At 62.6% G+C, this 24447-nt stretch carries 28 protein-coding genes and 1 tRNA gene; 13 read left to right on the top strand and 16 right to left on the bottom strand.

The window, feature by feature from the left end; translation table 11 throughout:
• Positions 1–88: 88 nt before the first annotated feature.
• Together A3OO_RS0113565 and A3OO_RS0113570 are read left to right on the top strand one after the other, a co-directional pair.
• On the top strand, positions 89–778 hold the full coding sequence (locus A3OO_RS0113565) for an ABC transporter ATP-binding protein (RefSeq protein ID WP_018408382.1): 690 nt from the start codon (positions 89–91) through the stop codon (positions 776–778).
• A complete protein-coding gene (locus tag A3OO_RS0113570) occupies positions 775–3330 on the top strand; it encodes an ABC transporter permease (protein WP_018408383.1) in 2556 nt (851 codons plus the stop codon). The genes A3OO_RS0113565 and A3OO_RS0113570 overlap by 4 nt, the downstream gene beginning before the upstream one ends.
• A gap of 44 nt (positions 3331–3374) precedes the next feature.
• On the opposite strand, the gene A3OO_RS0113575 is transcribed toward A3OO_RS0113570, so the two are convergent.
• Positions 3375–3755, bottom strand: a complete 381-nt coding sequence (locus A3OO_RS0113575; protein WP_018408384.1) for a copper resistance CopC family protein — start codon at positions 3753–3755, stop codon at positions 3375–3377.
• Between the two features lie 253 nt (positions 3756–4008).
• Between A3OO_RS0113575 and A3OO_RS0113580 the strand changes: the two genes are divergently transcribed.
• The 3 genes from A3OO_RS0113580 to A3OO_RS0113590 all read left to right on the top strand — a co-directional run bounded on the left by A3OO_RS0113580 (position 4009) and on the right by A3OO_RS0113590 (position 7383).
• Entirely contained in the window at positions 4009–4995 is a 987-nt protein-coding gene (locus tag A3OO_RS0113580) for a DUF2232 domain-containing protein (protein WP_156824824.1), read from the top strand.
• A gap of 52 nt (positions 4996–5047) precedes the next feature.
• Positions 5048–5611 carry a 50S ribosomal protein L9 gene (gene rplI / locus A3OO_RS0113585; RefSeq protein WP_018408386.1) on the top strand — a complete coding sequence of 188 codons (564 nt, stop codon included), beginning with the start codon at positions 5048–5050 and terminating at the stop codon, positions 5609–5611.
• A gap of 266 nt (positions 5612–5877) precedes the next feature.
• Entirely contained in the window at positions 5878–7383 is a 1506-nt protein-coding gene (locus A3OO_RS0113590) for a replicative DNA helicase (protein ID WP_018408387.1), read from the top strand.
• Between the two features lie 65 nt (positions 7384–7448).
• Here the strand turns inward: A3OO_RS0113590 and A3OO_RS0113595 are convergent, their stop codons facing one another.
• From A3OO_RS0113595 to A3OO_RS0113620, 6 genes are all read right to left on the bottom strand, one after another.
• Complete coding sequence (locus A3OO_RS0113595) at positions 7449–7940, bottom strand: PRC-barrel domain-containing protein (RefSeq protein ID WP_018408388.1); 492 nt, start codon at positions 7938–7940, stop codon at positions 7449–7451.
• A gap of 147 nt (positions 7941–8087) precedes the next feature.
• Positions 8088–8507: a PRC-barrel domain-containing protein gene (locus tag A3OO_RS0113600; protein WP_018408389.1), complete on the bottom strand. Its 420-nt coding sequence runs from the start codon at positions 8505–8507 to the stop codon at positions 8088–8090.
• 73 nt (positions 8508–8580) lie between these two features.
• Positions 8581–8997 (bottom strand): PRC-barrel domain-containing protein, encoded by a 417-nt coding sequence (locus A3OO_RS0113605; protein ID WP_040573441.1) that lies wholly within the window; start codon positions 8995–8997, stop codon positions 8581–8583.
• A gap of 48 nt (positions 8998–9045) precedes the next feature.
• A complete protein-coding gene (locus A3OO_RS0113610) occupies positions 9046–10104 on the bottom strand; it encodes a MaoC family dehydratase (protein WP_018408391.1) in 1059 nt (352 codons plus the stop codon).
• Between the two features lie 3 nt (positions 10105–10107).
• Positions 10108–10452, bottom strand: coding sequence for a DUF167 family protein (locus A3OO_RS0113615; RefSeq protein ID WP_018408392.1), 345 nt, complete (start codon positions 10450–10452; stop codon positions 10108–10110).
• Positions 10445–10741, bottom strand: a complete 297-nt coding sequence (locus tag A3OO_RS0113620) for a YggT family protein (protein WP_026222972.1) — start codon at positions 10739–10741, stop codon at positions 10445–10447. The genes A3OO_RS0113615 and A3OO_RS0113620 overlap by 8 nt, the downstream gene beginning before the upstream one ends.
• 179 nt (positions 10742–10920) lie before the next feature.
• Between A3OO_RS0113620 and A3OO_RS0113625 the strand changes: the two genes are divergently transcribed.
• The 3 genes from A3OO_RS0113625 (at position 10921) to A3OO_RS0113635 (ending at position 12399) form a co-directional block, all read left to right on the top strand.
• Positions 10921–10996, top strand: a tRNA-Ala gene (locus A3OO_RS0113625).
• 260 nt (positions 10997–11256) lie between these two features.
• Positions 11257–11757, top strand: coding sequence for an SOS response-associated peptidase family protein (locus A3OO_RS21710; RefSeq protein WP_083909765.1), 501 nt, complete (start codon positions 11257–11259; stop codon positions 11755–11757).
• Positions 11758–11994: 237 nt separating this feature from the next.
• Positions 11995–12399 carry a DUF2177 family protein gene (locus A3OO_RS0113635; protein ID WP_018408395.1) on the top strand — a complete coding sequence of 135 codons (405 nt, stop codon included), beginning with the start codon at positions 11995–11997 and terminating at the stop codon, positions 12397–12399.
• On the opposite strand, the gene A3OO_RS0113640 is transcribed toward A3OO_RS0113635, so the two are convergent.
• Genes A3OO_RS0113640 through A3OO_RS0113660 form a run of 5 tightly spaced genes read right to left on the bottom strand, consistent with a single transcriptional unit; the run spans position 12389 to position 16125 of the window.
• Positions 12389–12931 (bottom strand): hypothetical protein, encoded by a 543-nt coding sequence (locus A3OO_RS0113640; RefSeq protein WP_198008811.1) that lies wholly within the window; start codon positions 12929–12931, stop codon positions 12389–12391. The genes A3OO_RS0113635 and A3OO_RS0113640 overlap by 11 nt on opposite strands.
• 22 nt (positions 12932–12953) lie before the next feature.
• Positions 12954–13985, bottom strand: a complete 1032-nt coding sequence (locus A3OO_RS0113645; RefSeq protein WP_018408397.1) for an SAM-dependent methyltransferase — start codon at positions 13983–13985, stop codon at positions 12954–12956.
• Between the two features lie 21 nt (positions 13986–14006).
• Positions 14007–14810: a DUF1295 domain-containing protein gene (locus A3OO_RS0113650; protein WP_018408398.1), complete on the bottom strand. Its 804-nt coding sequence runs from the start codon at positions 14808–14810 to the stop codon at positions 14007–14009.
• On the bottom strand, positions 14807–15466 hold the full coding sequence (locus A3OO_RS0113655; protein WP_018408399.1) for a ChrR family anti-sigma-E factor: 660 nt from the start codon (positions 15464–15466) through the stop codon (positions 14807–14809). The genes A3OO_RS0113650 and A3OO_RS0113655 overlap by 4 nt, the downstream gene beginning before the upstream one ends.
• A complete protein-coding gene (locus tag A3OO_RS0113660) occupies positions 15463–16125 on the bottom strand; it encodes a sigma-70 family RNA polymerase sigma factor (RefSeq protein ID WP_018408400.1) in 663 nt (220 codons plus the stop codon). The genes A3OO_RS0113655 and A3OO_RS0113660 overlap by 4 nt, the downstream gene beginning before the upstream one ends.
• Before the next feature lie 170 nt (positions 16126–16295).
• Here A3OO_RS0113660 and A3OO_RS0113665 point away from each other — a divergent pair, with 170 nt between their 5' ends.
• The 5 genes from A3OO_RS0113665 to A3OO_RS0113685 are packed head-to-tail and all read left to right on the top strand — an operon-like array spanning position 16296 to position 20613.
• On the top strand, positions 16296–17618 hold the full coding sequence (locus A3OO_RS0113665; RefSeq protein WP_018408401.1) for an NAD(P)/FAD-dependent oxidoreductase: 1323 nt from the start codon (positions 16296–16298) through the stop codon (positions 17616–17618).
• Between the two features lie 9 nt (positions 17619–17627).
• Positions 17628–18434, top strand: a complete 807-nt coding sequence (locus A3OO_RS0113670; protein WP_018408402.1) for a DUF1365 domain-containing protein — start codon at positions 17628–17630, stop codon at positions 18432–18434.
• A 53-nt stretch (positions 18435–18487) separates the two neighbouring features.
• A complete protein-coding gene (locus A3OO_RS0113675) occupies positions 18488–19660 on the top strand; it encodes a class I SAM-dependent methyltransferase (protein WP_018408403.1) in 1173 nt (390 codons plus the stop codon).
• Positions 19661–19675: 15 nt separating this feature from the next.
• Entirely contained in the window at positions 19676–20065 is a 390-nt protein-coding gene (locus A3OO_RS0113680) for a DUF2147 domain-containing protein (RefSeq protein WP_245257157.1), read from the top strand.
• Positions 20066–20091: 26 nt separating this feature from the next.
• Entirely contained in the window at positions 20092–20613 is a 522-nt protein-coding gene (locus A3OO_RS0113685) for a lipocalin family protein (RefSeq protein WP_018408405.1), read from the top strand.
• A 351-nt stretch (positions 20614–20964) separates the two neighbouring features.
• Here A3OO_RS0113685 and A3OO_RS0113690 read toward each other — a convergent pair whose 3' ends face one another.
• From A3OO_RS0113690 to A3OO_RS21715, 4 genes are all read right to left on the bottom strand, one after another.
• Complete coding sequence (locus A3OO_RS0113690; RefSeq protein WP_018408406.1) at positions 20965–21900, bottom strand: hypothetical protein; 936 nt, start codon at positions 21898–21900, stop codon at positions 20965–20967.
• Positions 21901–22159: 259 nt separating this feature from the next.
• The gene (locus tag A3OO_RS0113695) at positions 22160–22402 is read right to left on the bottom strand and encodes a helix-turn-helix transcriptional regulator (protein WP_018408407.1); all 243 of its coding nucleotides are present in this window, start codon (positions 22400–22402) and stop codon (positions 22160–22162) included.
• Positions 22403–22468: 66 nt separating this feature from the next.
• Positions 22469–23071, bottom strand: a complete 603-nt coding sequence (locus A3OO_RS0113700) for a hypothetical protein (protein WP_018408408.1) — start codon at positions 23069–23071, stop codon at positions 22469–22471.
• 113 nt (positions 23072–23184) lie between these two features.
• Entirely contained in the window at positions 23185–24189 is a 1005-nt protein-coding gene (locus A3OO_RS21715; RefSeq protein WP_342446767.1) for a tyrosine-type recombinase/integrase, read from the bottom strand.
• Between the last annotated feature and the right edge of the window lie 258 nt (positions 24190–24447).

Raw genomic sequence — 24447 nt, forward strand, 5'->3', positions numbered from 1 at the left:
GCCGCGGCTTGGAGAGAACGGCGGAAAGCGCAATAAGGCGACTGGACTGCGGGCGTCGAATGCGGCGCATCATTCAAGGTTTTACTCCGTGCTGCGACAAGTCATCGAAGTTGAAGGCGTCGATCTCACGCTCGGCGAAGGCGCCGCCCGCGTGCATGTGCTCAAGAGCGTCAGCCTGAACGTAGACCAGGGCGAAACTGTCGCTCTTCTGGGACCGTCCGGCTCAGGCAAATCGACTTTGCTCATGACCCTCGCCGGACTGGAGCGACCGGACGCCGGAAGCGTCAGGATTGACGGGCGCGATCTTGGCGCCCTTTCGGAAGACGCGCTCGCGCGTTTCCGCGGAGAAAACATAGGGATCGTCTTCCAGTCTTTCCAGTTGATCCCCACCATGACGGCGCTGGAGAATGTCGCCATTCCGCTGGAACTCGCCGGGAAATCAGACGCTTTCGAACGCGCCGAGGCCGAGCTTGCGGCGGTCGGGCTCGCTGAACGCCTGTCCCACTACCCGGCTCAGCTTTCGGGAGGCGAGCAGCAGAGAGTGGCGCTCGCCCGGGCGCTCGCGCCCGACCCGCTGATTCTCGCGGCGGACGAGCCCACGGGCAATCTCGATTCGGAAACCGGGGCCGCCGTGATTGAACTTATTTTCGCGCAACAACGGCGCCGCGGCGCGACGCTCGTGCTCGTCACCCATGATGCGGCGCTCGCCGCACGTTGCAGCCGACGGGTTCTGCTGCGCTCGGGCCGCATCGAGGCGAGCGAGCGGGCGCCGTCATGAAGCCGGTGCGCTTCGTCGCCCTGCCCTTCGCCTTGCGCTTCGCCCTGCGCGACCTGCTCGGCGACCCGCGCGGCTTTGGCGTCTTCATCGCCTGCATCGTCATCGGCGTCGCCGCGATCTCCGGCGTGTCCGGGCTTTCACGCTCGCTGGCGCAGGGGCTCGCGAAGGAAGGCCGAACGATATTGGGCGGCGACGCCTCCTTCAGCCTCGTCTCGCGGGAGTTTTCGCCGGAGCAACGCGCCTTCTTCGAGGCGCGCGGGCGGCTTTCCGAAATTTCGCTGATGCGGGCGATGGCCCGGCGCGACGACGGCGAGGCCGCGCTGGTGGAGATCAAAGCCGTCGATCCGGCGACTTATCCAACTTTCGGCGCGGTCGCGCTCGATCCCGACATGGCTTTGGCCGAGGCGCTGGAGGTGCGAAACGGGCTGCCAGGGGTCGCGGTCGATCCGATGCTGCTCGCGCGCCTCGACGCCAAGCTCGGCGAGACCGTGATGATCGGCGTTTCGCGCTTCACGCTGCGCGCAATTCTGCGCAGCGAACCCGACAAGCTCGCGGGCGGAATTGGCTTTGGGCCGCGCGTCATGATGACGCGCGCCGCGCTCTCAGGCGCGGAACTGGCGACGCCGGGCTCCATCGTGCGGCATGTCATCCGCGTCACGCTGCACGGGGGCGCCGACGCCGACCTCAAGGCGTTCGCCGCCGACGCCGCGAACGCCTTTCCGCAAGCCGGATGGGAGGCGCGCACGCGTGACGCCGTCTCACCGCAGTTCTCGCGCAATCTCGACCGGTTCGCCCAACTGCTCACCCTCGTCGCGCTCACCGCCCTTGTCGCCGGCGGCGCCGGCGTCGCGAACGCCGTGCAGGGCTTCGTCGAGCGCAAGCGCGCGCAATTCGCAATTCTCAAGGCGCTCGGCGCCGAGGGCTCTCGGGTCTTCAAGATCGCCCTCGCTGAGGTTTTGGCGGCGGCGTCTTTGGCGATCCTGCTGGGACTCGTCGTCGGCGGGGCGATTCCCTGGGGAGCGGCGCAAGCGCTGCGCGATCTCGCCGATCTCCCCGTATCGGCGTCGCTCGACGCGCAAGGCGCGCTCTATGGGGCTCTGTACGGGCTGCTCGTCGTCCTGATCTTTGCACTCGTTCCTCTGGGCCGCGCGCATGAAGTTCCCGTAGCGGCGCTGCTGCGCGACGACCAGCGGGGCGCGACTCTCGCACGCTACCGCGCTGGCGCAGGGGCCGCGGCGATTGCGCTCGCCGCCCTCGTCATGGCCACGTCCTTTGACCTGAAGCTCGGCGCTGCCTATGTCGCCGCCGCTGTCGCGGCCTTCGCCCTGCTACGCGGCGCGGCCTGGGTCGCCATGCGGCTGGCCCGCAGCCTTCCCCGTTTGCGCGACGCGCGGCTGCGATTCGCGCTCGCCAACATCTGGCGGCCGAAAAGCCTGACGCCGGCGCTGATGATCTCCATCGGCCTGACGCAAACGCTGCTCATTTCGCTCGCGCTGGTTGAAGGCGCGATTCACAACGAGTTGGCGCGGGCGGACGCCGGAGAAATCCCCAACTTCTTCTTCATCGACGTGCCGAAGGCGCAAACTGAGGCTTTTGTTGATTTCCTCTCTGCCGAAGCGCCCGGCGCCCGCATTGAACACGTGCCGATGATGCGGGGCCGCATCGTCGCCGTGAAAGACGCGTCTATCGACAAGACCGCGGTGGCGGACGACGCCAAATGGGCGCTAGAGGGCGACCGCGGCGTGACGTTTTCCCCCACAATTCCGGCGAACTCCGCGCTCGCCGAAGGTGAATGGTGGCCGGCGAATTACGTCGGTCCGCCGCTCGTATCACTAGAGCAGAAGGTCGCCGAAGGATTGGGTCTGACCGTTGGAGACTCGATTCGAGTCAATGTGCTCGGCAGGGAGGTGACAGCGCAGGTCGCCAATATGCGCCGGGTGGATTGGCGCAGTTACGCGATCAATTTCATCATGGTGTTTTCGCCCAATGTTTTTGCCGGCGCGCCCTACACCGAGCTCTTCACCGTGGCTTACGGCGCGCCATCCGTGGCGGCCCGCGACGCCAAAGACGCGCGGCTCGCGCGCGAGGCGGCGAGACGCTTTCCGAGCATCGTTTCGGTGCGGGTCAAGGATGCGCTTGCCGCGATAGACAAGATCGCCGGGCAGTTGGCGCTGGCCGCGCGCGCCGCGGCCGGACTCGCCATCGTCACGGCGGTGCTGGCGCTTGCGAGCGCGCTCGCGAGCGGCCAGCGCGCAAGGCTGCATGACTCGGTGGTGCTAAAGACGCTCGGCGCGACCCGCCTCTGGCTCGCCTCAGCCTACGCTCTGGAATTTGGGCTGGTCGGCCTTGCCGCCTCCCTGATCGCGGTCGCCGCCGGATCCGCCGCCGCCTACGCGATGACGACGATCCTCATGAAAATCGATTTCGCCTTCCTGCCCTGGACCACGGCGCTGATCTCGCTCGCCACTCTCGCCGTCACTATCGTCCTCGGCCTCACCGGCGCCTGGCGGGCGCTCTCCAGACGTCCCGGACCGGAGTTGCGCCGGCCGTGAGCGCTTCCCGGTCCCATGGAATCATTTGATCGGGAAGAACCTGCTCAGGCGGAGAGGGAAGGCTCGACGATAAAGGGAAACGCTCCCTCAACGATCGTTCCATCCGTTGCGAGCACTCGATAGTCGACTTCATAAAGTCCTGGCTGCAGAACCGGCGTGTCGAGGATCAACTCTTTGGAGGCTTGTTTCTGGGTCGCTTTGGCGATCACCAGGCCGTTTCTGCTCTTGAGCGTTATCGTTGAGATGACGGCGTCAGCCTTCCCCTCAAACACAAGCTTGATTTGACGCACTGGCTTAACTACCCGCTGGTTCGAGGCAGGGAAGGACTCGACGAGGAACTGATGATGAGCCAGCCCGGCCGTCGCAGAGCACAAGCCCAGCCCGGCGGCGAGGAACGCCGCCCAAGCGTATCTGATGAGCTTCATTTGTCTTTCTCCTGACCGGCGAACCGCCGCCCGCCTCGATGTCTGGAGAAATAACTTTCCCACGCGCAATTTGTTCGAGCGCAGGCGCACGTAAGAGGCGCGGCGCGACGACACGAAATTTGCCGGAAATTTGCCAACGGCTGCGCCGCCTTGCCCTTTGGGCTGCGACCTCCTAAAACCCTTGGGCGTCGACGGTCCCGGCGCCTTTCGCGTCATGCGCCAATGCGCGACGCGCCGTCAGCGGAACCCAGTTTTGTCCGACAAGAACGCCCTCTCCTGGCCGAATTTCGCCGTGTCGATTCTCGGCGGCGTCGCAGCGGCCGTGATCTTCGCCGTCGTCGCGCGCGGCGGCGTCGGCGGGCTCCTCTTGGCGCATCTGGCACCGCTGCCGATTATGATCGTCGCCTTCGCCTTTGGCCTGATCCACGGTGCAACGTCGGCAGTCCTCGCCACGATCATCCTGATTTTCTGGCCGCATCCGGTGATCGGCATGGGCTATGCCCTGCTGATCGCTGCGCCGGCGTGGTCGGCTGTCTACGCGGCGCTCGGGGCGCCCCGCGGCGGCCGGAACAGGCTGACGCGTTATCTGCCGGCCTGGTCGGCGCTCGCGCCAGCGACCTTTCTGGCGACGGCGATCATTCTCTGGCTGATTGTCGCCACCCTCGCGTTCGGGTCGCTCGACGAAGCGCTAAATCCGATCCGGGCGCGCGCTTTCATCCTGCTCGACATGATGGTGAAAGAGCGCGACCTTGGCGATAGCATCGATCCGACGACGCTTTCGGGGTCCGTCGCGCGCGCCATCCCCGCCTTTCTTGCCGGTTATGGCCTGCTGATCCACGTTATCAATTTGTGGCTCGCCGCAAGGATTGCGCAAGCATCCAAGCTGCTCAGCCGCCCCTGGCCGGACATCGCCAATGAATTCCGCCTGCCCAAGCCGGTGGGCGGCCTCTTTCTGAGCGGAATCGCTCTGGTCTTCTTCCATGGCCTCGCCGGCGCGATTGGACTGGTGCTGGCGACGACCATGGGATTGCTCCTTGCGTTCCAAGGGCTCGCCGTCGCGCATATCTACCTGCGCGGTTCGCGCTCGAGCGCCCTGGTGCTGTCGGTCATCTATTTCACCCTCGGATTTTTGGGGTGGCCACTCCTGTTTTTCGCCGCACTCGGCGTCGCCGACCTGATCTTCAACTATCGCGCCCGAAAGACGGACGCCGGGCCCACCGCGATGCAAAAACCGGATTGACTTTCGCCCGGTTTTTCTCGACATAGCCCGCAATCTCGGAGAAGTAGCAAAGATGGACGTCATTCTGCTGGAACGCGTGGCCAAGCTCGGCCAGATGGGCGAGACCGTGCGCGTGCGCGACGGCTACGCCCGCAATTTCCTGCTGGCGCGCGGCAAGGCGCTGCGGGCGACGGAAAACAACAAGAAGCATTTCGAGACACAGCGGGCGCAGATCGAAGCGCGCAATCTCGAGGCTAAGAAAGAAGCCGAAGCCGTCGCCGAAAAGCTCAACGGACAAAGCTTCAATATCATTCGCCAGGCGGGCGAGAGCGGCCAGCTCTACGGCTCGGTTTCGGCGCGAGATATCGCCGAGGCGGCGACCACGGGCGGCTTCTCGGTCAATCGCGATCAGATCGTCCTGGTGCATCCCATCAAGACTCTCGGCCTTCATCAGACGCCCGTGCATCTGCATCCGGAAGTCGATGTGAAGATCACAATCAACGTCGCCCGTTCGGAAGAAGAGGCCGAGCGGCAGGCGCGCGGCGAAAGCGCTACGATTCGGGAAGAGACGTCGATGGACGATCTCGGCCTCGAAGTCGGCGCGGCTCTTGCGGAAGCCGGCGACGTCGAGATGTAAGCTCGCGTAACCGCGCACGCGTCCATCGCCGGCGGCCCTTGGGCCGCCGGTTTCGTTTTCCGGGCCCTCTCTGATTCTCTTTTAAATGCAAGAAGAGTCGGACACGCGCGAACGAATCTTTTTTCACCGTGTGGATAAGACTCGCTTCTCGCTGCAGCGGACAAAAGCCTATGGCGGCGCCGACGCGTTAATGTATTGTTAACGGCGTCTCAGGCTCGCGCGTCGCGTTCGCAGCCCGGAACAGTCTCAAACAAGTCCGATCATCGATGCCACCAATCGAACAATTGGCGGGCCGGCGCGCGTTTCAGGTCGCGCAGCCGGACGCGCCCGCCTATCGCGCGCCGCCGCACAATATCGAGGCTGAGCAAGCGCTGCTCGGCGCGATTCTCGTCAACAATGACGCTTTCGACAGAGTCTCGGACTTCCTGAAACCCGAGCATTTTTCCGAGGACTTGCACCGCCGCATCTATGAAATCGCGGCGCAGCTCATTCGCGCCGGCAAGCTCGCGACCGTCGTGACGCTGAAAACTTTTCTCGCCGACATCGAGCTTCCGGCCGGCGTGACGATCCAGGCCTATCTCGCCCGACTCGCCGCCGAGGCGACGACGATCATCAACGCCGAGGACTATGGCCGCACCGTTCATGATCTCGCGGTTCGCCGGGATCTCATCGTCATCGGGCAGGACATCGTCAACACGGCCTATGATTCGCCGATCGATTCGCCGCCGCGCGCGCAGATCGAAGAAGCCGAACGGCAGCTCTATTCGATCGCCGAGACGGGACGCTATGACGGCGGCTTTCAGCGATTTGCCGACGCGCTCACCACCGCGCTCGACATGGCGAGCAGCGCCTATATGCGCGACGGGCATCTGTCCGGCGTCGCCACGGGCCTGCTCGATCTCGACGAGAAGATGGGCGGTCTGCAAAAATCCGACCTCATCATCGTCGCCGGGCGACCGGGCATGGGCAAGACCGCTCTCGCCACGAACATCGCCTTCAATGTCGCGCGCGCCTATCAATTCGAAGCTGAGCCCGACGGAACGCATAAGGCGATCAATGGCGGCATCGTCGGCTTCTTCTCTTTGGAAATGTCGGCCGAGCAATTGGCGACTCGCGTCATCGCCGAGCAATCCGGCGTGCCGAGCTACAAGATCCGCCGCGGCGACATCAATGAGGACGATTTTCGGCGCATCGCCGACGCCGCACGGGAAATGCAGAGCATTCCCTTCTACATCGATCAGAGCGGCGGCATCTCGATCGCGCAGCTCACCGCGCGGGCGCGGCGCCTCAAACGCCAGAAAGGCCTGGACCTTCTCGTCGTGGACTATCTCCAACTGCTCGCCGGTTCGCGTTCCCGCAATGAAAATCGCGTGCAGGAACTCACGGAAATCACGACCGGCCTCAAGGCGCTATCCAAAGAGCTCAATGTGCCGATCATCGCGCTGTCGCAGCTCTCACGCCAGGTCGAGAACCGCGACGACAAGCGGCCGCAGCTGTCCGATCTGCGCGAGTCAGGCTCGATCGAGCAGGACGCCGACGTCGTCATCTTCGTCTATCGCGAAGAATATTATCTGCGTAACCGCGAGCCGCGCGAAGGCACCGAAGAACACATTCAATGGATGGCGGAGATGGAGCGCGCGCATGGCCGCGCCGAAGCGATCATCGGCAAGCAGCGTCACGGTCCGACAGGGACGGTGCAGCTCGCCTTCGAGGCTGAGGTCACCCGATTCTCCAATCTTGCCGACGAGGACAAGCTGCCGGCGCGAATGTGAAAAAACCTCGCCGCAGAGCGGCGAGGTTAGCGTCAAAACAGGCCGACGGCGGTTACTTGCGGCGGTTACTTGCTGCCGAGGGTCCAAAGGCCCTTGTTCTTGTCGAAGCGGAAGCCCGTTGCGTTCTTCAGCTCGTCCTTGGTGGCGTTGATCGTCAGCCACCATTTGTTGTTGCGCTCAGTGGCGCGGAGATCGCTGAAGGCGACGGCGATGTCCTTCTCGCCCATGCCAAGGAAGCCGCCCACTGAGATGATAGCCGCGGTGACTTTGCCGCCGCGATCCAGCACGAGATCCTTCACTTCGCCGATTTTGTTCTCCTGCGGATCGTACACGTTCTGGTCATGGATATTCGAGACCAGCAGCGCATTCTGCGGAAGCGTGGTCAGGAAATCCGGCCGACCCGCCGCGGCCCCAGTGGTCGAACGATCCATCGTCCCGGTCGTTGAGCGGTCCATCGCCCCGGCGGGACGATCGGTCGTGCGATTCATCTGCTCGGCCAAAGCCGCGCCTGACAGCGTCGCGATAAGCGCGCCTGCGAGGAGGTAGGACTTGAGCATGGCTGTCTCCGGTCATGTTGTTAGCGCCACACGAACGGCGTTCGTGTGTGTGCCTAGAACAAGCATCGAAGATCGATGTTCCAAGCTTCGCGGCAGATATCCATCAGGAGGACAGGCCGCCGCGCGCGTCTGGAACAGTTCAGCCGATCAAATCGGGTCCCACAGACCGGTGGCTTTGTCGAACTTATACGCGAGGGCCTTCTTCAGCAGGTCCTTCGTCGTGTTGAGCGTCAGCCAGCTCTTGTTGTTTTTCTGAGTGATGGTGATCGCGGATACGGGAATCGCAATATGCTTCACACCGAGCCCGAGAAAGCCGCCAACGTTCAGCATCACGGCGTTTATGGAGCCGTCGGCGGAAAACAACATGTCCGCAATCGAGCCGAGCTTCTTTTCATTGGGATCATAGACCGGCTGCTTGTACCAGGCGGAGACCACCGAACCATAGACCGGCAGCCTTTCGAGCGGCACGACTACAATGGTTTCGGTTTGGGCGCTTTGTGCGCCAGCCGGTAGCGGCGCCAAAGCGGCAAGAGCGAGCGAGGCTGTGACGAAGACGCGTTTCAGCATAGAAGAATCCTTTTTGGAACGAGCGGCAGCCGGACGGCGCGCTACGCGAAATTCTCACGGCGCGGCGCCCTTGCTACTTCACCTTCCAGGCGTGTTCGGCCGCATCATATTTGTAGCCGGTCGCCTTCTTCACGATGTCCTTTGTCGTATTGATGGTCAGCCACGTCTTGTTGTTCTTTTCTGTGACCGTGATGTCGTTGGCCGGAATGGCGACGTGCTTCGCGCCGATGCCGAGAAAACCGCCGACGTCGAGCATGACGGCGTTGATCTCGCCGCCTGAAAACAGCATGTCGGTGATCACGCCGACCTTCTTATCGTTCAAATCGTAGACTGGCTTTTTGTACCAAGCGGAAACGAGCGAGCCATAACGCGGCAACGCTTCCATAGGCACGACGACCTTGCTGTCGGGCGCGGCGGTTTCCGCGCGGACAGGATGGGCGACCGCGATGGCCATGCAGAATGAGAGCGCAACAAGCAAAGTTCTGTTCATTCGACCAATCTCCCCAACATCCTTGATACGACGGCGATCATAGCTGATTCATCGCGGCAGCACGCCCCAATAATCAAGATCAAGCAGCACCGCCGGATCGGGCTTGCCGTCGGCTCCGTAGAGCGGGAAATAGGCGCAGGGCTTGTCCTTGGTTGCGACGAGCCGCAGGCGCAACGCGCCGATATCCTGGCGCCCGGGGATCTCCGCCTTCTCCAGAACCTCCGACCAGGCGAAGACCGTGCCCCCCGCGAACAGCGGGTTGACGTGGCGTCCGCCGTTCACGGCCGAGATATGGAAGACGTTCTCCAGGCCGTTGAAGGACAGCGCCCGGGCGAGGGAAATCACATGGCCGCCGTAGATGATGCGCTTGCCGAAACGGCCCTGCGCCTCATAGTACTGATTAAAATGAACTTTCGAGTTGTTCTGGTAGAGCCGGGTCGCGAGTTGGTGCTCCGCCTCCTCGACCGTCATGCCGTCGATATGGTCGATTTTCTCGCCCTGGTCGTAATCCCCCCAAAAATAGCGGGAGCCGGCGAGCGCCTTGTCATAGGCGCCGACATTGATCGCCGGCGCCGCCTTGCCAAGTTCGGAAGGGGCGACGGACTTCGGCAGATCGGGCACGACCTCCGGTCCCACGGGGGCGTCCCGGTCGCGCTTTTTCACCATTACCCAGCGCGCATAGCTCAGCACGGTCTCGCCGCGCTGATTGGCGCCTGTCGTGCGCACATAGACGACGCCGGTTTCCTTGTTGGAATTTTCCTTAAGGCCGATGACTTCCGAGGTCGCCGACAGCGTGTCGCCCGGATAGACGGGGATCAGAAATTTGAAATCGGCGTAGCCGAGGTTGGCGATGGCGTTGAGCGAGACGTCGGGCACGGTCTTACCGAGCACGAGATGAAAGACGAGCAGATCGTCGATCGGCGCGCGCTCGTAGCCGATCGCCTGCGCGAAAGCGGTCGAGGACTGCACGGCGAAGCGCGGCAAATACAGGGCCGTATACAGTGCGACCTCGCCGACTGTGACCGTCCGCGGCGCGGCGTGGCGAATGATCTGGCCGATTTTAAAGTCTTCGAAAAAATTGCCGACGTTGATCTTCGACTTGCTCATGTCCTAACCGTTTGTTGGCGCCAGCTTCGCCAGCGCGTCGAGATAAAGCGCGGGCGCGCCCGCAACGAAAACTGTTTTGACGCGGCTGGTCGCGCCGGCGCGGATCGAAACCGCGCTTTTAGGGGTTCTTAGCGTCGACGCGATCAGCGCGATCAGCGCCGTGTTCGCTCGGCCGTTCTCCGGCGCGGCGCGCACCCGCGCCTTCAGGACGCTGCGGCCGTCGGCGAGAGTCTCCACGCCTTCGACGGCGTCGCGTCCGCCTTTCGGCGTCAGCCGCACGTAAACGGCGACGCCTCCCGATTCGATCGCCCATGCGGAGGATGCTTTCTCCGCGCCTCCTTCACCCAAGCGCGTAGGCGCCGGCGCTGTTGGCGATGAGATCGCGCAGGAACTGCATGAGCAGCAGCAGGATGAGCGGCGAGATGTCTAATCCGCCGACGCTGGGCAGCACCGAGCGGATCGGACCCAGCAGCGGCTCGGTCATGGCGTTCAGCCATTTCCAGATCGAATAGGCGACGTTCGAGCGCATATTGATGACGTCGAAGGCCGTGAGCCAGGACACAACCACCGTGGCGAGCAGAATCCACCAGTAAATATCGATGATCGTGAGAAGAAGTTTGACCATAGCGTAGGACATGACCGGCTTCCAGCGGATGAGGTTCCGCCCTGTCTAGCCTCCCTGCCCCGTCGCGGCAATCCTTGGGGGCGCGGCACCCTCATGCGACAAGAATTCGCGATGGCAAGCGCTTGGCGGCGCTTGGCGGCGCCAACACGATTGACAGGCTATCGCCCCCCGTGTACCCCACGCGCCGGAGCGGGGCTGTAGCTCAGATGGGAGAGCGCTGCAATCGCACTGCAGAGGTCCGGGGTTCGATTCCCCGCAGCTCCACCAAATGACAACATAAGCTCCTGAATTTATGTTACCTTTTGAAGCGGCCGCTTCTTTACGCGCATATCTGCGTACAACAAATCCCCTCACCGTTGCGTCCGCGCGCTGAGGGGGTGTTTGGCGAGGGCGCAGAAGCACGCTGCCGCTCGGCGCGATGAAGGGTTCAGAGCCGGCTCTTCAAATTTTCGGACTGCGGTCATGCGGAGCCGCGGAGCCGCTCTGGTGAAAGGCCATTTTAGGAACTGCCGGCGACGTTCAACTCCATGCCGAGACCGGTCGCTGAGAAGCCGATGTTTCGATCGGCATCAGTGCGCGCCGCGCGTCATCAGCTGGGCTTCTATGAATGGACGCGAGTACGCCGACTTTTCTTAGCGCCTGACCGCCGGCTGCTCGCCTTCGCTAGGCTCTGGGAAAGCGTACCAATCCCAGAGACAAAGAAGATGATCGACTCGACGACGATCATTGTCAGGCCCGCTAACGATTGGATGAGCCGCTTTCATGATCGGATGCCGGTAATTCTCGGCTGGCGCGAGGTCGGGGCGTGGCTGGTCGGCGGCGATCCTGCCGCGCTGTTGCACGCGCCTACCGAGGACGCGTTGCAAGAATGGATCGTCTCGCCGCGCGTGAACCGCTCGGGCATCGGCGATGACGATCCGACACTGATCGGGCTTCAAGACTGGGCACTTCGAAGACCGCTTAGCGCCAGGAGCAGACTTTCCGCGACCGCGACCGCGCCAAAGGCTTACTCGCGACATAAATTTTGAGCAATCGCCAAAAAGCACACGTCGGACATAACAATACGCCGAAAGAACGAACGCTCTGGTCACTGGCGCGATCGAATTCAACGCAAAAGATTTAGAGAGCGTCGGCGATGGCGAAACGGCGGCCCGCTCGAACATAAAAGCCGCGAGGATACTTTTTGGCGCTGCAACTGCAAAGCCTGCTCGTGATCCTCTTGGCGACGCCGCTCGTATAAACATCCGGGGTCGTCAGGAGACTCGATGTTCCGCATCATCTTTGCCTATGCAGGCGCGGCTTTCGGCATGCTGGCGCTGGACGTGATCTGGCTAACATCGATGGCCGAGAGCTTTTACCGGCCGCAACTCGGTGTGCTGCTCGCGGATGACTTTCGGGCTGCGCCGGCGATTGCCTTTTACGCGCTCTACCTATTCGGAGTTGTCTATTTTGCATGCGCGCCCGCGCTCCAGAATGGCGACTGGCGGAAGGCGACGCTGAATGGGGCTGTGTTCGGCCTTGTCGCTTACGGCACGTATGACCTGACCAATCAAGCGACGCTCAATCACTGGCCCGTGCTCGTAACAATCGTTGATTTGTGCTGGGGTGTTTTCCTCACCGCGATTGCGGCATCCGCAGGCTATGCCGCCGCAAGGCGCTTCACGGGATGAGGAGACCTTGTTCGCGCCGTATGGACATAAACATCCATGCTGCTATCACGCTCAAAGTAGAGGCGGAATAGAAGTTGAGGGAGCTTAGGGCTTCTTGCTGCGTCGCATCCATCGGATATAGGGGCTGCCCGTAACCGCCATGCAGCAGCATGAATAGGCAGAGTAGTGCTCCGACATAGGCGCCGAGCGCACGCATATCCGTCCTGCGACACGACAGAACGGCGATTATCAGACATGGCGCGAGAAACCACTCGACGCCGGACCCCTCGCCAAAAATGAAGGCGCAAAAAAACGTGTTGATCGCGCCGACGGCGGGGAACCACAAGCGTCCAACGTCCGGGAACCGCCTCGCCATCCATGGCGAAGCGAGAAAAAACGGGGTGGAAAGCAGCGTCAGAGCGAGAAGCGCGTGCGCTTCTCCGGTCACCCAACGCACGTAGAGCGGATAGAATGGCTGGTTCGACGCGAGGATCAGCGCGAGCCTGTTGGACGTCGCCGTCAGCGGATCGGCGGCGGCGGCGTAGTCTTTCACACGCCGCCTAAGCGCGTGCAGATTATCCACGGGATGGACGCAGGCGATAGTGGCTGACGCCCCATTCCTCACCATTGCGATCGCCGAAAAGGCCTTCTGTTGCGAGGAAAAACAGTCGCCAGCGGCGGCGCCAGAGCGTGGCGTCGCTTCCGTAGGTTTCGCTCAGGACCGCGTTGATCTCGTCCCGACGGGCGTCGAAATTGCGAAGCCAGTCGATCGCCGTGCGCTGGTAATGAAGGCCGCTCCACAGCCATTCTGCCTCGACTTCGAAGAGATCCCCGAAGCTGTGAATGAGCTGACGGCTTGGCATGATGCCGCCCGTAAAGAAATGCTGCGCGATCCAGTCGGCTTTCTCGGTGTGATCGAAGCGATAGGGTTGGTTGCGGTGCGTGAAGATATGGATGAAAAGCGATCCTTCCGGCGAAAGCCAGCCGCGCAACCGCGAGAGCAGCGGGCGCCAGTTCGACATATGCTCGAACATCTCGATCGACACGATCCGGTCGAAGCGCTGATCCATGGCGAAATCGTTCATATCCGCCGTGATCACGCGCAAATTCGTTAGACCCAGCTCCGCAATTCGCCCCTCAATATAGGCGCGCTGGCTCGCGGAGTTGGACACCGCGGTGATATGGGCGTTCGGGTAGCTCTGCGCCATGAAGAGCGAAAGCGATCCCCACCCGCAGCCGAGTTCTAGAATCCTCTGACCATCGGCCAGCCCGGCGTCCCGCGCGGTTTCTTCGAGCGCGCGCTCCTCCGCCTGGGCGAGCGTGGTTTCGGCCGAGTCGTAATAGCAGCACGAATATTTGCGGCGCGGCCCGAGCGTCAGTTCGAAAAATCGCGCGGGCACTTCATAATGCTGCGCGTTGGCTTCCCGCGTGTGGATCGCGATGGGGTAGTTTGCCATGTCGCGCGCAAATGCTTCCACGGCCGCTGGCGGGGCCAGGCTGAGGCGGTCCCGCGTGCGGCCGACGAGATAACCGACGCCCATGCGCAAAACCGAGTCAGGCAGGGGCGCGCGTTCGACGACGCTGACGGCCGAAGCGATAAGGGACATTCGACGATCCTCCAACCAGATTCACAAGCGCTTTTGCGGGCCGGGAAAAAAGACGTTCACACGCGCCTGGTAGGCGCGGAACGCGTCTCCGCGCGACGCCAGCATATGCTTTTCAAGCGGCGGAACGCCGGAGACATGGGCGAGCAGCCAGTACATGAAGGCCGGCGCCAGCATTGCGAGCCAGCCCTGCGGCCAGGCGCCGCTAAAGTCGATCGCGACGACCGCGAAGCCGGCCCAGTTCAGCCACTGGAAAAAGTAGTTGGGATGCCGCGACCAAGCCCACGGCCCCTCCATGCAGACGCTTCTGCCAGGACCGCGCGTCGCGCGAAAGCGCGCAAGCATCGCGTCGGACCAGGCCTCGCCCGCGATCGCGGAGACCAGAATGACCGCGCCGGCAATGTCGGTTGGGGCCGGAAAGGCGACGGGATTGCGGGCGGCAAGAAAAACAGCGAGCGACAGCAGGAACGCGCAGCCCGCCTGAATCTGCAGGAACCAGAACAGGCGCCACGGAAAATCGGCGCCCCACTCCACGGCCAGCTCGAAATAGCGCGGATCTTCGCCAGCGTTGATGCTGCGCGCGATGATATGCAGTCCAAGACGCGCCGCGCCGGCAACCGCGAAAGCGGCGACGAAAACCTGCCGTGCGCCCGGCGCTCCGCCATCGAGCGGCGCCAGCGCGAGAAACGCTCCTGCTGCTCCGATGGCGAAGGACCATGTCGCGTCGATCCAGCCGGACTGGCCGGTCCTGCGCTGCAGGAGCCATGCAAAAGCCATGACCGCAGAGAGGCCGCTCGCCGTCGCGAGCAGAAGAAGTCCAAGACTCATATGTCCCGGAACTTCTGATAGAGACGTCCGAACCAGCTGCTCGGACGCGTGCGTCCTTCCATGGCGATCAGACAGAGACACGGATCGCCCGCGTCAATCATGATGTCGTGCTCGACCTCTTCGTCGACCTGCGCCACATCGCCCGGCCCGAAATGCGCGTCGCGATCACGAAACCCGCCGCGCAGCACACAGGTCGCCTCGTCGCCCACATGTCCGTGCCGGGGAACGGTCATGCCCGGAGCGATCTCGAGCAGAAAGGCGCGCGACGCGCCATGTTCCGGCAGGGCGATGCTTGCGGACCGGACGCCAGGCGCAATCCAACGCCAATGGTGGATGTCGACACTGGCGAGGGGGGCCGGCAAAGCAAATCCCTCTGGCAATTTGGGATGCGTCGCCTTGCGCTTGGGAAGGTCGACGGCCGGCTCCCCATCCGTGTCGAGTGCGCGCAGGGCGCGGTTCCACGCGGCGGGGTCAACATCCGCTGGCGCGAGTTCCTCGAGCAGTGCGCCGCCAAGCGCCTCGAAGTGTGCGTGCAGCCGCCGTGAGGCCGGCGACATTGCGAGATGCGTCTCGATGAGCAGCGAAAACGCCGGATCGAGCGCGCCCGTCGCATGGCGCAGGATAAGATCCTCGGGCGCATGGCCGGGATTTGTCATGATCCAAGATCCTCGAGTTCCGCACGCAGGCGCTGAACCGCCAGCCGCACGCGCGATTTCACCGTGCCGAGCGGCACGCCGAGCATCCGCGCGATTTCCGACTGGGGGTGTTCCTCGAAATAGAAGAGTTCGATGATGTGCGCCTGCTCGGCCGGGAGTGCGGCCAGCGCCGCGTGCAGGCGGGAGCGCCGCTCATTCATGATGGCGATCGCTTCGCCGCTCGGCGGCGCATCCGGCTCCTCACTTGGATCGCGTTCGAACCCATCGATGTTGCGCTCGCCGCGCAGTCGATCGATGCGCAGGTTTCGCGCAATGACAAAAATCCAGGTCGACGCCGCCGCCGCGCGCGGATCGAAGCTATCGGCCTTGCGCCAGACGCGCAGCAGCGCTTCCTGCGCGAACTCTTCCGCGCCGGCGGGCGACGCGCCAACGCGCAGCATATAGGCCTTCACGCGCGGGAAATAGTAAGCGAACAGGGCCGCGAAGGCCCCGCGGTCCTGCGTTTCGGCAATTCGCCTGATGAGGCTTGTCGCTTCCGCCGAAGACAAGGCGGCGGGCGCCGTTCGCAGGGTCATCGTCGACGCTTCCCGAAGACGCGATTCCGCGACGGCGCGCCGGTCCGGGATCTCGACAGTCTGTGTAGCGACAGCGCCAATCATGCTCCCTTCTACGCGCGGCCTGCGAATTTGGATCACCGGGCTACGCGGTTCGTCTGGCGGCGCCCGAAACGAGTGATCCATTGGCCAAGCCCGAGCGTATAACGCTGCAGACCGTAAAGGACAGGATTGTGACGGCGCAAGAAAGAGAGAAGTTGCACGAGAGGCGGAGGATGGCGCCTAGCGGCCTGAATAAACGGCTGAAAATTGCTGTGCTCGGGGCCGGCGTCACGGGTCTTTCAGCGTCGTGGCTTTTGTCTCATGCGCATGAGGTCACGATTTTCGAGCAGGGCGACTATGCCGGCGGGCATAGCAACACCGTCGAGGTCGAGGGGCCGTTGGGCCCGATCGCGGTCGACACCGGGTTCATCGTCTATAATGAGCCGGCCTATCCAAATCTGACGAAGCTTTTCGAGCATCTCGGCGTCCGCACGAAGCCGAGCGAGATGACTTTCGCGGTGTCGATGGCGGACGGGGGGCTCGAATATGCGGGCAACGACCTCTTCACACTCTTTGCGCAGAAGAAAAACATCGTCAGCCCGCGCTTCTGGTCGATGCTCCTCGACATTCGTCGGTTTTATGCTGAGGCGCCCAGTCAAATCGCGCAGATGGAGGGCATGACGCTCGGCGATTATCTCGACATGCACCGCTACGGCGCGCCCTTCCGTGAGGATCATCTTTATCCGATGGCGGCGGCGATCTGGTCGCTTCCCGCGCGCGATGTCGCCGCATATCCGGCGCGGGCGTTCACGCGCTTTTGCGAAAATCACGGGCTGCTGAAGATTACCGGCCGGCCGGTGTGGCGTACGGTCGAAGGCGGTAGCCGCGAATATGTGAAAAAGCTGACTGCGCCGGTCGGCGAGCGTGTGCTGTTGAACGCTTCGGTGCGGCGGGTTACCCGCGCCGACGATGGCGTTGTCGTCGAATGGTCCGGCGGCGCGCAGCGTTTCGATCATGTGGTGATCGCCGCGCATGCGGATCAGGCGTTGCGCATGCTCGGCGATCCGTCCGCGGAGGAAACGCGGCTGCTCTCGCGCTTTCGTTACAGCTGCAACGAAACTATCCTTCACGGCGACGCGGCGCTGATGCCGAGACTGCGTTCAATCTGGTCGAGCTGGAACTATCTCGCATCCGGTCCGGACTCTCCGCTCTGCGTCACCTACTGGATGAACCGGCTTCAGGACCTCTCGCCGTCGACGCCGCTCTTCGTGACGCTGAACGCCATTACGCCGCCGCGCGACGACCTTGTCTCCCGCCGCTTCGTGTATGAGCATCCGATATTCGATCTCGCCGCCATCGACGCCCAGCGCGAACTCTGGTCGCTTCAGGGCGTGCGCCGCACTTGGTTCTGCGGCGCCTATTTCGGGTCGGGGTTTCATGAAGACGGGCTGCAGTCCGGCCTTGCCGTTGCGGAACAGCTTGGCGGCGTGCGGCGGCCCTGGACTGTCGAAAACGAATCCGGCCGCATCCATGTCGGCCCGGCGCCGCGGGCATAGGAGCGGACGATGGCGGTGAACAGCGCGCTCTATGTCGGTTCGGTGGCGCATCGCCGTCTGCGGCCGAAAGCGCACCGGCTACGCTATCGCGTCTTCGCGCTGCTGCTCGATCTCGACGAGTTGCCGTCGCTCGACAAACAGCTCCGGCTGTTCTCGCTCGCGCGCTTCAATCTCTTCGGATTTCGCGCGCAGGATCACCTTTTCGCCCGCACTGGCGATCTGCGCAGCGAAGTCGAGTCGATCTTGCGCGACGCCGGTCTCGAGGCGCGGGGCGGCGCGATCCGCCTCTTGACCATGCCGCGCATTCTCGGTTTCGCCTTCAATCCGCTGAGCATCTTCTTCTGCTATCGCGTCGATGGCGCGATACAGGCGATCCTCTACGAGGTCAACAACACATTCGGGCAGCGTCACGCTTATCTCTTTCCGGTCAACGCGGACCGCAAAGAGCTTCGTCACGACTGTTCGAAGCAGTTCTATGTTTCGCCCTTCGTGGCGATGGACATGGCGTACAGTTTCCGGATCAAGCCGCCGGACGACGCCTACACGATCTCGATATCGGTTGCGGACGACGCCGGCGACATGCTGATCGCCACGCAGCGCCTCGCGCGCCAGACGCTCGACGATCACGCCTTGCTGCGCGTCTTTCTCTCGCATCCGCTGCTGACGCTGAAAGTGATCGCCGGCATTCACTACGAAGCGTTGCTGATCTGGCTCAAGGGCGTCCGGCTGCATGTCCGGCCGCCGCCGCCTGATCGCGCCGTAACCGTCGTCATCAAGCAAAACAGCGAAAAGGAAAGCCTTTCATGTCAGATCTGACGTCCCCCGGCACACAGGGTCTTTCGGTGTCGGGTCGCATTGCCGGGAGCGGCATGGGGCTTTCGGCGCTTGTCCTGCGCAAGGTGATGGCGGCGATGGAGAAGGGCCGTCTGATCTTCGTGCTCCCGGACGGGACGCGCGTCGACTGTCACGGTCCAAAGCCGGGGCCGGAAGCGACAATCGTTGTTCACAAAATGTCGGCGCTTCGGCGGCTACTGTTCTCCGGCGACGTCGCCTTCGCGGAGGCTTTCCTTCGCGGAGAGTGGAGCAGCCCCAATCTTGTTTCCGCAATCGAGGTTGCGGCTGTCAATGGCGACGCCTTCATGCGCGCGGTGCAGGGCTTCGCGCCGGCCCGTTTCGCAAACTGGCTGATGCATCGCTTGCGCGCCAATTCCCGCGCCGGCAGCCGGCGCAACATCGCCGCGCATTACGATCTGGGCAATGAATTCTATCGCCTGTGGCTCGATCCGCAGATGTTCTATTCGTCCGGTATCTATCCAACGGGAGAAGAGACACTTCAACAGGCGCAGCGCAACAAGATTGATCGCGTGCTCGATCTGCTCGACGCGCGTAATGGCGAAACGGTCCTAGAGATCGGCTGCGGCTGGGGCGGTCTCGCCGCCGAGATGGCGCAGACGGGCGCGGGCGCCATCACTGGACTGACGCTTTCGAAGCAACAGCTCGCCAACGCGCAAGACGTGATTGCGAAGCGCGGCCTTCAGTCAAGGGTCGATCTTCGTCTGCAGGATTATCGCGACGTCTCCGGCGTCTTCGACCGCATTGTCTCGATTGAAATGATCGAGTCGGTCGGCCGCGACTATTGGCCCGTCTATTTCTCGACGCTGCGCGATCGACTCGCGCCGGGCGGCTATATCGTGTTGCAGGCGATCACCATAGAAGACGGCCGCTTTGAGGAGTACATGAACACGCCGGATTTCATCCAGCGCTACATCTTTCCGGGCGGCGCGCTTCCCTGTCCGCGCGCCCTGCAGGAGGAAGCGGATCGCGCGGGTTTGCGCCTCGAAACGATCGAGACGTTCGGCGACGGCTATGCGCGAACGGTCGCCGACTGGCGTCGTCGCTTCCATGCGAACTGGAACGAGATCGAAGCGCTCGGTTTCGATCCGTCCTTCCGGCGGCTGTGGGACTACTACCTCTGCTATTGCGAAGGCGGCTTCCGCGCCAGCGCGATCGATGTAGGGCTTTATCGGCTCACCCATGCATGACGAAAGGAGGCAATAATGCGCAATAGGCTACTTGCCCGTTTCTTTTCTATCCTCTTCGGGACAATGCTGATCCCAGGATTCGCTAGCGCCGAGAATAACGGCATTCTCGGCAGTTGGGCGCGTGGCGACGGCAATGCCCGTGTGCGCATCGCGCCCTGCGGCGGCGCGCTTTGCGCGATTAATACCTGGATTCGCGATCCATCGAGCGACGAACATGTCGGCGATCGGCTGGTGATGAAAGTTTCGGGCGGCGATTCCTCCATGTCCGGCACTGCCTATGACCCGCAGCGTAAGCTCAATTACCGCCTCGAGATCAATTACGGCTCGCAGTCGATGCAGACTCGCGGATGCGTGCTCGCGGGGATCGTCTGCAAATCGATCAGTTGGACACGCGTGTCGCGTTGACGCGTCAGCGCCACCCGAGGGAGAACATGATGAAAAAGAACAGCGTCATTCGCTCTCTGCTGATCCTTCTGGCGCTCGGCGCCAGCGCGCAGGCGCTCGCGCAGGACCGCCCGGTAAGACCGATCGACCCGGCGCGCTTCTATCGGGGAACCTGGCTCGAAGTCGCCCGCCGCCCCATGTGGATCACCGACGGCTGTGTAAGAGGAACGACGAGTTATGCACGCGGCGCGCAGCCCAATCAGGTCCATGTGCGTGACGCCTGTCGCAAGGGTGCCGAAGAGACTGTTCTCAATGGCGACGCCGAGATCCTCGATCCGGGCGTCAATTCCAGGCTGATGGTTCGCTACAATCCGCTGCTGTCGGTCGAATACAACATCGTCGATCACGCGCGCGACTACAGTTGGTTCATCGAGACCAGCCCGACGCTGGACAATGTGTTCATTTTCACGCGCAGATTGCCATCGAAGAAACAGTTGTCGGCGCTGGTGAACCGCACCCGGGCGCTTGGTCATGATACATCGGCGCTGGAATTTCCATGGAGTAAATAGTCCCTTGGCGACGCGCCGCTCATCGTCGATTTGTCGGAGTTTTTCTTCCCAAAGCGTAACGTCTGCTTTGGGTCAAAACCGGACTGACGTGGGATTTGTCTTTTCCACGACGCCAGAGCCCAGGCGAATGCACGGCGACCGAGGCACTCGTTCATTCGCGCGCCTCTTTCTAATCGGTGCGCGATTGCGTTTTTGGCCAATTTGACCCCCGATATCAATTTCGCGACGGAGAAGACGGCGGACCCCACCCGGTGACCGCCCCCTGGGGCGGCAGGGATTTGCACCCCCCTACCCCTGCGCTCCACCTCGTGCGACATGGTCATCGCCCGGCTCGGACGGCGGCGGCGCCGATCAGAACGCCGCCGCGCCCGAACTCCTCGACAACTTCCTGATCGATACGCTGCGGTCCCGAGCGCTGGTATCCGGCGACCGAGCGCCCCAGGCGCGAGAGCGCGAGCCGGACATCCCCATGTCGGGCTCACCTGCCTCATTTTCGTTTGCGGAAAGTTGGGTGGCCACCATCCCAATTGATTCCTTATATGTCGTTGCCACCATACTTTCCGCACCATCCGAGAGGGTTTCCTCCAAGGCGGCTTGGCGCGCTTGGCGCGCCGCCGCCAGCAAGGCTCCGCGCTGTCCGGGGCTCCTGCGGTCGTATGTGTCGCGAGAAATACGGGCGAGCGCGCAGGCTTCACGTATCAGCGCGGCGTTGTCGAGATAGACCGCACGAGTCGGTCGTAGGGCGTCGCGGCGCTGCTTGGCGCGCCGCTCGCGCTCATTCACAGTCCTGGCCCGCCGACGTTCGGCGGCGCGCACGCGAGCCCTATCGCGGCGAGCGGCGTCCATCTCCTCGGGCGTCTGATCGCAGGCGCCGAGCAACCACGCCCTGTTTTCGAGACGCCATGCCGCCGTGATGCCGAGCCGGCGCGCGGCGGCGAATCGGTCATGACCGTTGTGAAGCTTGATGCGATCAAGCGAGGATTTCACGCAAGCGATGATCTCGTCCGGCAGCTCCTCGTCGAGATCGAAAGGAGCATTCTTGCCCTTGAAGAAGAAATCGCCGAGCCGGGTTCCCCGCCAATAGCCCGGCGAACCGTCGCTGTTTAGGGATTCATAGAACCCGGCGGGGGTGATGTTGCCCTCGTCGACCATCAGGTCGGTGAAATACTGCCAGTCGAACCCCGGGATCGTCCGGGCATGTCGGGCGAATTTTTGAAACTGCGCGCGACGGAAGCGCGCGACCATAACCATCTTTTTCAGACCGATGGGCAGGGAGCGGGCGCTCATCGGCGCGCCTCCCCGATAAAGGCGCGAAGCGACGCGAGGTTATCGCCACGCCGGCCGGAGGCGTCGTCACGCCATTTCCAATTCAGGCGATTGACGCGAAGCCGCGAGAATTTCGGGCGAGATCGGCCCGGCTCGGAATTTGTTGCCGCGACGAGTCCGCTGCGGTATTTTCGACGGTGACCCCACCCAAGGTGTCACGGTTTTGAAAGCTGCCCCCTGCCTCACGCGGGGGCGGCTTTCGCCATTTTGGCGCGGACATTTACGCGGCCGCCGACTCGCGGGAGGCGAGCTTCGCCTTCTGCCAAGCGGCGACTTCATCGGCGCGCCACGCGCAGAGGCGCGCGCTGATGCGAAAATTTTTCGGAAACGTGCCCGACGCCATCATTTGATAAATGGTCGACGTGGGCAGGCCCGTAATGCGGCTCACTTCGGGGCGACGCAGGAATTGAATGAGTTCCGGCCCGCACGACGCCGGGATATCGCGCTTTGTTGGTTTCAGCATGTTCCAAACCTCCTTAGAAGGTTCGGAACAACTACGCGCGATGCGTTGTGACAGTGGCCGGCAGTGTCACAACTTTTTTTCGCGGCGGTGGCGATACCACAACGCTCTATTGCCGGCCGCGGCGCCCAAGCCTTCCTTTGCGCACTGTCCGGCCGCTCCCGAGACAGTCATCTTCGGCATTAAACTTTCCATACGGGCGAGGACTCTTTCGGTCTTTGGCCTTTTCCACTTGGCTGCTTTGTGTCCCCCGGCCTTCGCGCTCTCCACAACTTTCTCTCCGCGAAGCGCGTCAGCTTCCCATCCCCACTTCAACTTCGCCGTAGCCCATTCCACGCCAACAATGGATGCTAACCGCGCCGCACGGTCGGCGTCGCCGCTGTTGATTGCCTCTTTCGTCGCTGCGATGAATTGAAGAATTCGTTGCGCAAAATCCTCGGGAGTGTCAATTATCGGGACGGCATCTTTCGCCTCCGACAAGATTTGTTCGCAGGTTCTGATGACGGGAAGCCACGTGGCATGAAAGATGCCGCCTTCTTTTACGGCTCGATTCCAGGCATTGGCAGACTTATCGAACGTTTCCGACAAGGCCGACGCATCTTCAGGGCTAGTTGCGTATGCAGTGACCTTGTAGGCGGTGATTCCAGTGCCCCTGTCGACCTTGCGCGGCATTAGCGCGCCCTCGCGATCGGGACGACGTTTCCGCCCTTCTCGGCCGGCCGCGCGCAATATGCGGCCCAGTCGCGCATGAGGCGCGCGCGCTTCTCGAATAGCTCGCCGCGCCGCTAAGCCGCCTCGACCTTGTCGCTGACGACATGCGCCAGCGCGGTTTCGCTCACGATGTTTGGATGGTTTGTGGCTTCGCTAGCCCAATCCTTGAACGCCGATCGGAATCCGTGAACGGTCAGGCCAGGACGCATGCCGCGCAGCAATTCCAGCATCGCCATATTGGAAAGGCCCGCGCCCTTCCTTGGCCCCGGAAACACGTGCGTCTCGCCCTTTAGGCGCGGCAACGCTGTGAGAACTTCGACGGCTCGGTCAGATAGCGGAATGCGATGCTCTCGGCCTCCTTTCATGCGATCGGCGGGGACCGTCCACTCCTTCGCCTTAAGATCTATTTCGGGCCAGCGGGCACCAATGACTTCGCCCGTCCGGGCCGCCGTTAAAATGCAAAATTCAAGCGCACGCGCCGAGAGGCTGTCACGCTCGCGCAGCTCACCCATGAACGCGGGGATATCCCGCCAAGGCAGCGCCGGATGATGCTGCACGCGCTTTGCCTTCCCAGGCGCAGGCAAAGGCATTCCGGCGTTCACCCAATGGACGACGCGCTCGATGCGCTGCTTCGTCCGGCTCGCCGTCTCCGGCGTTTTCTTCCAGATCGGCGCGAGAGTGTGATTGATGATCGGCGCGTCGATCGCCTTGACAGGGCGGGTGCCAATGGCGGGATAAGCATATTTTTCAAGCGTCGCTCGCCATTGCCAGCGATGCTTTTCATTCCGCCAGCCGGACTCGTGAACCTTCAAGAACCGCTCGGCCGCATCCTTAAAGGTGATGCGCTCCGCTTCGTCCTTGCGGCGCGCGTCACGCTCAGCAAGTCGCGCCTCGATAGGGTCTATGCCGTCCGCAATCTGTTGGCGCGTCAGCCGAGCGCGCTCTCGCGCCTCGGCGAGGGAAAAGTCATTGACGCTGCCCAAGCCCATTTTGCGGGCGCGGCCATTAAGCTGAAAGCGGAAGATCCATGACTTCGTGACGACGCCCTTGTCGCCGATGTCGGCGCACTGGAGGTACAGCGCGCGCGCTCAATTTCGCAAGCTTCCGCATTTCGATTTTTCTCAAAAACTGCGCACATGCCTACGCACGTTCAGTTCTTGGAATGTGCCAGAAAGTGTCGGAAGCGTCCAGAGCGAATGCCAGCGCAAGTTGTGGATAATCAAGGAATTATTGTAGGGCTTCGGAACACCTCGGAAGTTAACTTAGCGGGCCGCAGCTCCACCGCCCGATCGATGGATTGCGAACGGCTCGCGATCGCCGCGGACCGCGGCCGCGGT

The sequence above is a fragment of the Methylocystis rosea SV97 genome (genome assembly GCF_000372845.1).
GTDB lineage: Bacteria > Pseudomonadota > Alphaproteobacteria > Rhizobiales > Beijerinckiaceae > Methylocystis > Methylocystis rosea.